We start from the raw sequence: 6,661 nt of genomic DNA, 5'->3' as shown, positions 1-6,661 counted from the left end.
ACACCACCCCCCGGGTCATCTGTTCGACAGGGGGCAACAGTCATACCGGGCCCGGAGGCCAGCAGCCCTCTTGCAGGACCGCGAACAACATAACGGGGCGGCCGGTCACGAGTCGGAGCAGGGCGGGGAGGCGCCGTCACAGCTTCCTGTCGGCACAATGGGCCGCATGGCCGCAGACATGGGCATGGTGTTCCCGCTCCCGCCGGGCGCCACAGGGTTCTTCCGGCCGCAGGACGGGCCGCTGCCGGAAACCGACCGGCGGGCGTTCCGCACAGCCTTGTACGCAGCCGCTCGGGCCGCCGGAGGCCAGGTGGATGAGGTCGAGGACCGTCACTGTCCTCGGACGTACCACACCGCCACAGTGACCCGTGGAGCGGCACGGACCATCGTCCTCTGTCACGCACACCAACCGTGGGTCGCTTTCGCCGGTGCACGTCGGGACCAGTACACGGACGAGTTCCTGGCCCCACCACCCTGGGCCGGCTGCTTCACTGCCGCGGGGTTCGCTGTTCTGACGCCCGGGCAACTGGCCGCACCGCTCTCTCAGGTGGACGCATCGGCGCTGACCCCGGCCGAGTGGCGCCAGGTGCGCTATCACCGCGCCACCACGTTGGGCGGAGTTCTGTTCAACGCCTGGGACTGACAGGAGCCGCATCACGCGCGCGGTGCGGGGGCGCAGGCGGTGTGACGGCCGGGGCCCGGCGGGGTGTGCCCCGAGGAGAGGGGGCTGTCAAGGGGAAGGTGGGGCGGTCACTCTTTGGGAGGTGGCGCACCCTGGCGAATACCTCGTTCGGGTCAGTCGGGGTGCGGGGTGCGGGCTAGCGTGACCATCCGGTCATCACCTCTTTCACACCTCTCCGACACCTCAACCTCTTCGAGGATTCCATGGCTCGACCCAGCAGCTCCGTCGTGCGGACACCGAACGGAATAGGAACCTCCGCTTCCGAATCCGCGCCGGACCAGGACCCCCCGCGCACCCCGGCCGACGAGACGGCCCGCGGCGCCCGCCGTCCCGCACACCGCCGGCACGGCAAACCCCGGCCCCGCGAGACGACGGGCGACGCCGCCGTACGCCGCCGTCTGGTGCGGCTCGCCGCCCTGCCCGCCGGGCTGACCGCCCTCACCGGAGCCGTCGTCTCCGGCTGCCTGCTGGCGGACCGCGACAGCGCACGGCCACCCGGGGCCACCACGTGGGCAGCGCTGGTGGTCGGCCTCCTGGTCTCCACCGCCGTGGTCACCGCCGCCGCCGTGCTCGCCGCGGCCGAAGCACGCGGTTCCGCCGAACGGTGCGCGGCCCTGCGCCGCGCCACCACCCGAGGACAGGCCGAACTCGACTCCATGCTCTGGACCCTGCGGCACGGCGAACGCCCGGTACCCCGCACTCCCGCACCCCGGGAGGAGCCCGTCGGCGACGGACTCGACCTGCTCGCCCACCGGATCACGCTCGCCCAGTGCGGTGCGGAAGCCGCCGTCGCCGAGGCAGCCGCCCTCGCCGGACAGGGCCACGACGGCGGTCAGGAAGCCGACCAGGAACACGCGGCCGTCCTCGGTAACCTCGCGCGCAGGCTCCAGACCCTCGCGCACCGCGAGATCCGGCTCATCGACGAGCTGGAGCACGACATCGACGACCCCGACCTGCTCGAAAGGGTCTTCGCCGTCGACCATCTCGCCACCCGGGTCCGCCGCCACGCCGAGAACCTCGCCGTCCTCGGCGGCGCCGCGCCGCACCGCCGTTGGAACCGTCCCGTCCACCTCTCCGAGGTGCTGCGGTCCGCCGTCGCGGAGATCGAGCAATATCCCAGGGTCCAGCTCGTCCCGCCCGTCGAGGGCGCCGTGCGCGGGCACGCCGTCACGGACATCGTCCATCTGCTGGCCGAACTGGTCGAGAACGCCACGGTGTTCTCCGCCCCCGAGACCCAGGTCCTGGTGCGCGCCCAGCGCGTCACCGCGGGAATCGCCGTCGAGATCGAGGACCGCGGCTTCGGGATGAGCCCCGGCGACCGGCACCACATGAACGCGGTGCTCACCGAGCCCGACCGCGTCGACTTCCCGGCCCTCGTACGCGACGGCCGCATCGGGCTCTATCTGGTCGCCGCCCTGGCCCGCCGGCACGGGATCGTCGTCCAGCTCCGCGACAACATCTACGGCGGCGTCCAGGCCGTCATCGTGCTGCCGCGCCGGCTCCTCGCCGCCGACGACAGGAGCGGCGCGTCCGGCACGGCTCCCGGGGAGGCCACCGGTACCGCCGCTCGGAGCGCCACCGGCACGGCCGCTGCCGCTGGGGGCGTCACCGCTGCGGCCCCGGGCGGGCACGCGAGTCCGGACCCGGCCTCGGGTTCGGCCCTGGACCCGGCCTCGGGCCCGGACCCGGCGCCGGGCTCGGGCCCGGGCCCGGCCCCGGACGGCCGCCCCTCCGTCGGCCCGGTCGGTCACCGGCCCGACGGCCCCGTCGCTCCACCCGGGTCTGCCTCCACCGCGGGGGCGGAGGCAGACCCGCACACCGCGCCCGGCCCGCACACGGTGCCGGACGCGGGGCCCGGCACCCGGGCGACCGCGGACCGGCCACGTGGCGGGGCCCCCGTCCCGCCCGGGGTCTCGGGTGCGGGGCCGGCCCGCGGCCCGGTCACGGCACCGTCCTCCGATCCGCACCCGCAAGACCCGGCCGTCCGTCCCGGCGCCGGTGCGGGCCACACCGGTGGCGTGGCCGGCCGCCCCGACGCCCTGGCCCGCCACCTCGACGCGCGGGCCGGTCACCGGGACACCGCGGCCGGTCACCCCGACACTCCGGCCGGCCACCCGGACGTACCGGCCGGCCATCGCGAGGTGCCGGGCGGTGCGGCGGAGGCGCCGGGCCGTTCCGGGGGCCTGCCGGTTGCGGGCGAGGAGCCGGGGACCGGCGGGGGACGGCACCGGGCCGCGGGCCCGGACGGCGCGGGGGAGCCCGGTCCCGCGCCGGTCGCGCCCGGCGATCCGCGGCCCCGGACACGGGCCCGCGCCGAGGGGCGGGGGCCGGCCGTTCCGGCACCGTTCGGCGGGGCGCCGACGGGGGAGGCCGCGACCGCTGCGGGGCCGGAGCACGGGGCGGCGCGACCGCCATTGCCGCGGCGGTACCCGTCGGAGCGTGCCGTTCCGCGTCGTGAGCAGGCCCCGGACGGTGCCCGGGAGGTGCGTCCGCCGCGGTTGATGGCCTCCTTCCGGCGCAGCGGTTCGGCCGTACGCGGCAGCGGGCACCCGTCGGACGGGGAGGGCTCCTCCGCTCGCTGATGCCCTCTCACCTGCGCTTGCCGTCGGGGAGCCGGACGGGGCGGCGGCGACGGCTGAAAGAAGCTGTGCGAAAGCGTTGATACGTCTTCGTCCTTGTGGTGTCTTGTTCGCCATGGAAGCGATGCCATGGGCACGACGGAGTTTTCTGGCGGCGAGTGGCGGGGTTCTCGCGGGCTGGGCCGCCTTCACGCAGCAGAAGGCGGCCTTCGCCGCGGAACGGCGGCCCCGGGCCGCCGGCCGGGACGGCGCATGGGACGCCGATCCGACGACGTTCGAGGTCAACAGGGAGCCGGCGCGGACGGCTCTGATCCCGTACCGGGACGAGAAGTCCGCGCTGCGCGGCGACCGTGACCGGTCCCCCTACTACCGGTCGCTGAACGGCGACTGGCGCTTCCGCTGGTCGGAGAATCCCGACAAGCGGCCGGAGGGATTCCACCGCACCGACTACGACGACGGCGACTGGGACAGCCTGCCGGTTCCGGCCAACTGGGAGCTGCACGGGTACCGGGAGCCGATCTATCTGAACGTCCCGTACCCGTGGACGGGTTACGAGAAGCCGGCGCCGCCCGCGGTGCCGACCCGGTTCAACCCGGTCGGGTCCTACCGGCGGACCTTCACCGTGCCGCGGGACTGGGACGGCAGGCGGACCCTGCTCTCCTTCCAAGGGGTGAAGTCCGCGTTCTTCGTGTGGGTGAACGGGCAGCGGGTGGGCTACAGCGAGGACAGCTACACCCCGGCCGAGTTCGACATCGGCGAGCACCTGCACGCCGGGGAGAACCTGCTGGCCGTCGAGGTCTACCGCTGGTCGGACGGCAGCTGGCTGGAGGACCAGGACATGATCGACCTGTCCGGGATCTTCCGCGACGTTTACCTCTACTCGGTGCCCCGCGTCCACCTGCACGACGTGGAGGTCCGCACCGCGCTGGACGAGGCCCTCACCGGTGCGGAGCTGACCGTGGACGCCCGGGTGCGGGACACCACCGGCGGCACGGCGGGCAGCCGCACCGTCAGCGGCGTGGTGTACGACGCGCGGGGGCGCCGGGTGGAGACGGGCCCGCTCACCGGCCGGGTGACGCCCCCGGCGGGCGGCATCGCCGGGGTGAGGCTCACCGGTTCGGTGCGCCGTCCCGCCCTGTGGTCCGCGGAGAGCCCCAGCCTCTACACCCTCGTCCTGACAGTGCGCGGGCCCGACGGACGGCGTACGGAGACCCACCGGGTGCGGTTCGGTTTCCGCAAGCTGACGTTCGGCCCCGGGAAGCTGGAGATCAACGGCAAGCCGCTGGTCTTCGCGGGCACCAACCGGCACGAGACCGACCCCGTGCACGGGCAGGCGGTGCCCGAGGCGACGATGCTGCGCGACATCGAGCTGATGAAGCAGCACAACATCAACGCCGTCCGCACCTCGCACTACCCGAACGCGCCCCGCTGGCTGGAGCTGTGCGACGAGTTCGGCCTCTACGTCGTGGACGAGGCCAACCTTGAGACCCACGGTGTCCGCGACAGCCTGCCCGGCTCCCTCCCGGAGTGGGCCGAGGCGTGTCTGGACCGTGCGCGCAGCATGGTCGAGCGGGACAAGAACCACGCCTGTGTGGTGATGTGGTCGCTGGGCAACGAGGCCGGCCGCGGCGACACGTTCCGCAAGATGGCCGACTGGATCCACCGGCGGGACGCCACCCGGCCCGTGCACTACGAGGGCATGAACGAGGTGGCCGACGTGGAGAGCCGGATGTACGCGCCGCCGTCCGAGGTCGAGAAGTACGGCGCCTCCGGCAATCCGAAGCCGTTCCTGCTGTGCGAGTACGCCCACTCGATGGGCAACAGCACCGGCAACCTCAAGGAGTACTGGGACGTCTTCGAGAAGTACCCGAATCTGCACGGCGGTTTCATCTGGGACTGGGTGGACCAGACCATCCGCAAGCCGGTGCCGGGCGACCCCTCCCGCAGCTATCTGTCCTACGGCGGTGACTGGGTGCCGGGCTATCCCACGGACGGCAACTTCTGCTGCAACGGCATCATCCGCTCCGACCGGGAGGCGGAACCGGAGCTGCACGAGGTCAAGCACATCTACCAGCGGATCGCCTTCTCGGGCCCGAAGGCCGCCGACGGCGAGGTCGAGTTGACCAACAAGCAGCTGTTCACCGGGCTGGACGGTTACGAGCTGCGGTGGGAGGTGACCCGCGACGGGGAGCGCGTGCAGCACGGCACGGTACGGCCCCCCGCGACCGGGCCGGGCGCCACCGGCACCGTCCGGCTGCCCGTCCGGCGCCCCGCACGGCCGGTGCCGGGCGCCGAGTACTGGCTCAATCTCAGTCTGGTGCTGCGCCGCGGCACCTCGTGGGCGAAGGCCGGGCACGAGGTGGCGGCCGGCCAGTTCCAGCTGAAGGAGTGGCAGGTGCCCGCTGCGGCGGAGCCGGACGACGGCGGGCTGCCGCCGGTGGAGTACGAGGAGAGCGGCCGTACGGTGACCGTCACGGGCCGCGACTTCAGCCTCACCCTCGACACCTCCACCGGCACCCTCACCGGATTCCGGCACAAGGGGGTGCTGCTGCTGTCGGAGGGCCCCGTGCCCAACTTCTGGCGCGGTCCCACGGACAACGACATCGGCCGCGGCTTCCACAAGACCGCGGCCACCTGGAAGAAGGCGGGTTCCGGCCGCACGGTGGAGGAGGTGACCGTCGAGCGTGAGAGCCGCTCCCGGGTCACCCTCACGGTCCGCTGCGCCCTGCCGACGTCCCCCGCCAGGTCCTCGTACACCACGGTCTTCACGGTGCGCGGCGACGGTGAGGTGCGGGTGGCCCACACGCTGGAGCCGGGCAAGGGGCTGCCGGACCTGCCGCTGGTCGGGGCACTGCTGACGCTCCCTCCGGGGCGGGAGACCTTCACGTGGTACGGCCGGGGCCCGCAGGAGAACTACTGGGACCGCAGGGCGGGCGCCTTCGTCGGCCGCCACCGCTCCACGGTGACCGACCGGTTCACCCCGTACGTGAGGCCGCAGGAGTGCGGGAACGTGACGGATGTGCGCTGGGGCGAGGTGACCGGCAGGGACGGTGCGGGGCTGCGGGTGACCACCGAGCCGGGCGACCGGCTGGAGCTGAGCGCGCTCCACCACACCCCGGACGATCTCGACGGGCCCCGCCATCCGCACGAGCTGACGCCCCGGAAGGAGACGGTCCTGGCCGTCAACCACCGGCAGATGGGGCTGGGCGGCAACGACTCGTGGGGCGCGGCGCCGCTGGAGCGCTACCTCCTTCACGCGGACCGCACCTACCGCTACGGTTACCGCCTGCGCGCGGTGTGACGGCCGGCGCCCGAGGGACTGACGAGGCGACGAGGGGCAGGACGTGACTGAGCGGCGGGACGATTTCACGACCGTGGCGGACGGCACCCGGGTGGCCAC

The 6,661-nt window shown here is 73.6% G+C and carries 3 protein-coding genes; all 3 read left to right on the top strand.

What is annotated here, in order from left to right; translation table 11 throughout:
• The first annotated feature begins 166 nt into the window (after window positions 1-166).
• Complete coding sequence (locus tag IO40_RS0126940; protein ID WP_106963838.1) at window positions 167-643, top strand: hypothetical protein; 477 nt, start codon at window positions 167-169, stop codon at window positions 641-643.
• A gap of 242 nt (window positions 644-885) precedes the next feature.
• Complete coding sequence (locus IO40_RS35040) at window positions 886-3,264, top strand: sensor histidine kinase (protein ID WP_157846454.1); 2,379 nt, start codon at window positions 886-888, stop codon at window positions 3,262-3,264.
• Between the two features lie 121 nt (window positions 3,265-3,385).
• Window positions 3,386-6,562, top strand: a complete 3,177-nt coding sequence (gene lacZ / locus IO40_RS0126930) for a beta-galactosidase, LacZ type (protein ID WP_016470920.1) — start codon at window positions 3,386-3,388, stop codon at window positions 6,560-6,562.
• Window positions 6,563-6,661 lie beyond the last annotated feature (99 nt).

The organism is Streptomyces albus subsp. albus (genome assembly GCF_000725885.1).
GTDB lineage: Bacteria > Actinomycetota > Actinomycetes > Streptomycetales > Streptomycetaceae > Streptomyces > Streptomyces albus.
The sequence above is the reverse complement of the archived record's forward strand: the minus strand, read 5'-3'. Positions and strand labels throughout refer to the sequence as shown.

Excerpts from the sequence above, each read along its gene's own strand:
- IO40_RS0126940 (WP_106963838.1), top strand. The coding sequence starts at position 167 with ATGGCCGCAGACATGGGCATGGTGTTCCCGCTCCCGCCGGGCGCCACA.
- IO40_RS35040 (WP_157846454.1), top strand. The coding sequence starts at position 886 with ATGGCTCGACCCAGCAGCTCCGTCGTGCGGACACCGAACGGAATAGGA.
- lacZ (WP_016470920.1), top strand. The coding sequence starts at position 3,386 with ATGCCATGGGCACGACGGAGTTTTCTGGCGGCGAGTGGCGGGGTTCTC.